This window comes from Kaarinaea lacus, assembly GCF_975902315.1.
The window spans coordinates 1-3153 of the sequence record NZ_CDLKIE010000460.1 but is presented as its reverse complement, the minus strand read 5'-3'; the positions used below and the strand labels follow the sequence as shown (position 1 = coordinate 3153).

Below are 3153 nucleotides of genomic sequence, written 5' to 3'. Positions count from 1 at the left end.
CTTTGTCGATGCGAATAGGATTGCCCTTGTCATCAACAAATAAATCATTGGGATCGGCAGGCCAGCCCAATGGCATACCGCCTAATGGAGTATTGGGTTTAACACCTTGTGGGCCGTTAGGCGTTTTAGGGCAGGGCGGTATTGGCCGTGGAAACGGGGCTTTATGACGAAAACCGCCGGGTCGGTCAATAGTCCCCAGAATGGTCATTAATATAGATAGCGCTCGAATGGTCTGGAAACCATTGGAGTGCGCTGCCAGTCCACGCATGGCATGGAAGGAAACCGGGTTACCGACAACCGCTTCATGGTCGTTGCCCCAGGTATCCGTCCAGGCAATCGGTAATTCAATTTTTTCATCGCGGGCCGTGATACCCATTTCATGAGCCAGGCGGCTGATGGTTTCCGCAGGAATACCGGTAATGTTGGCTGCCCATTCCGGGGTGTAATCTTTCACGCGGTCTACCAGCATTTGGAATGCGGTTTTTACGGGTGTGCCATCTTCCAGTGTGTATTCACCTAATAATTTCGGATCAACACCCGGCGTATGAGTCATGACCGGTTTGTTGGCATGGCGATCCCACCATACCTGATCCTGGGGTTGTGCCAGGTGCGCGGTATCTTCTTCCTCAGTCCGCACTAACAAACCATAGTCATCGGAATCTTTATCCAGGTTCACCATTTGCGCGGCATTGGTGTACTGGATGAGGAATTCGCGGTCATACAATCCCTGTTTGATAATTTCGTGAATTAGCGCCAGGATTAACGCGCCATCGGTACCGGGTTTAATGGGTACCCATTCATCGGCAATGGCGGAATACCCGGTGCGAACCGGATTAATCGTAATAAAGCGGCCACCATCGCGTTTAAATTTGGAAAGGGCCATCTTCAATGGATTGGAATGATGGTCTTCCGCGGTGCCGAACATAATGAACAAGCGTGATCGATCCAGGTCAGGGCCGCCAAACTCCCAGAAGGAACCACCCATGGTGTAAATCATACCTGCGGCCATATTAACGGAGCAGAATCCGCCGTGGGCGGCATAATTAGGTGTGCCGTATTGCTTGGCAAACAAACCGGTCAAGGCCTGCATCTGGTCTCGACCTGTGAACAGGGCAAATTTCTTGGGGTCGGTTTCGCGCAAATGGCGTAAGCGCTCCTCCATGATATTGAAGGCTTCATCCCAGCTGATGACTTCGAATTCATTGTCGCCGCGATCGGATCCCGGTTTGCGGCGCAACGGTTTAGTGAGCCGGGCAGGGGAATATTGCTTCATGATGCCGGATGAACCCTTGGCGCACAGCACGCCCTTGTTGAGAGGGTGATCCGGGTTGCCCTGGATAAATCGTACCTCACCATTGCGTAGTGTGACGCGGATGCCACAGCGGCAGGCGCACATATAACAAGTGGTGTTTTTGACTTCGATACTGTCGTCAGAGTTTGCGGTATCGCTACTGTTAGTCTTTGTATTTACTGCCATTTTTTAGTCCTGCAAGTGACGGAAACGCATTATATATCAGTATATATTAATATAGCCAATCAGCTATATTCAGGTGGGGATAGAAATTATGTATCCATTATTACCCCAGTTTATCGGTGGTTTTCACTGCCTGTAAGTTTCACCGCATGTATAAGTCAGTCGTCAATTGCGGTGCTACACACCCGGTATAGATCACTGACATATTATTCACATCTCATGTGAACCCTGGCTGAGTGTTGAACAATTATGGGTATTGCCGCATTCGATCAGAATAAAAGTTTTTAAAGTGTAGTTAGCGAATCTAAAAATTTCCTCATCCTTTTATCGCCAGCACCCACACCTTCTAATGAGATTGGTCAACAGTATCGCGGATTTTGGATAAATAAAGCATGATCCCTGTCATTGTCCTGGCCTGATGAATACCTGGCAATAACACATTCATTTGCGTGAGCTTGCGCTTGCTCATGTGGCATTTGCGCGAACCATCAGGGACGACCGGTGGAAGAGCGTTACGGCCTTGCGGCGGGAAAGAAGCCAAAAACGTTGCGTTCAATCGATGTGCGGACTATCGCGCTGAAAATCTTTTAAGACATTGTTTGCGTATTTGTCGCATATCGAGTTTGAAACAAACGCACGATGTGGAAGAACATTATGCTGATGAAGGCAAGTCTCACATTGATTGCATCAATATACGAGCTATATTTAAATCAAGGTAGTTCCTGGGTAGTATTTTTAAAGGCGCACATTGAGTGCGCCTTTTTTTACTGCCACAATTTGTTGGCAATAGTAGTCATTCTGGATTACCTGGCCATCGTGGTGATCGTGGTACTGGTTTCACCATAAGACAGCCTGGAGCGCTGCGCCCGAATTTTGGAAAGGATATCAGAAAAGCCACCGGATAATTTTTTAAGCCCATTCTCCAGTTCCACTCCGGGTAATTCCGGGAACTTTTTCTCTGAAGCAAATACCCATATTGTTTCTTTTCCGAAAGGTGGACTCACTACAAACTCAAAAGGTTCATCCCGATTGGGTACTGACATAAACAATCCTGTTTCGTAGCGATTGCTTTGTCGGTAACGATTGGGAATGATTTGTACGATATTACGCTCTGCATCTTCATAAACCATTAACACGAAAGCGTCCTGGTCAAGACTAATCAGAAAAGAAATGACATCGCCCTGTTGAAATGTCTGCTTGTCGCCCAGGTGTGTAGTAACCTCGACATTAATGGTATTTTTGACTGTAGATTCGGCGTGAATGCAGCTTGTGATAAATAGCATTGTCAGGCCGCATGTTAACGCGAATAAACTCACTGTTAAGTGTTTTTTGTGTCTAAAAAAATTCGGAGACATGGCCTTGCATAAATGGAAAAGGAGGATTCATCTTTAAACAGTGTAATAAGTATATAACAATTGCCCCCGGCGTTGGCAAATCAATCAGACAGTTTGTGTTAAACTCAATAATATATGTCTATTGCTCTGTTTTATCATTTCGTCGATAAAGAGTTCAAGCTTTGAAAATAAATATCCTGACACATATTATCGCTGCCACGACTGTCGCATTTGGCATATGGCTGTTCGTTGGAGGCCAAGATACTCCCCGGGATATGGTTGATAGCTTAGACTCACAAACACCGAAACCACCAAACAACGTTAATCAATCAAAAAGTACTGCAT

Annotated in this window: 3 protein-coding genes; all 3 read right to left on the bottom strand. The window is 46.3% G+C overall.

The window, feature by feature from the left end:
* Positions 1-1477 (bottom strand): molybdopterin-dependent oxidoreductase (locus ACWVCM_RS14255; protein ID WP_455202428.1); only part of this gene is annotated, 1477 nt, incomplete at its 3' end.
* A gap of 343 nt (positions 1478-1820) precedes the next feature.
* Positions 1821-1943 carry a hypothetical protein gene (locus ACWVCM_RS14250; RefSeq protein ID WP_455202427.1) on the bottom strand — a complete coding sequence of 41 codons (123 nt, stop codon included), beginning with the start codon at positions 1941-1943 and terminating at the stop codon, positions 1821-1823.
* A 334-nt stretch (positions 1944-2277) separates the two neighbouring features.
* A complete protein-coding gene (locus ACWVCM_RS14245) occupies positions 2278-2757 on the bottom strand; it encodes a DUF4384 domain-containing protein (protein ID WP_455202426.1) in 480 nt (159 codons plus the stop codon).
* Positions 2758-3153 lie beyond the last annotated feature (396 nt).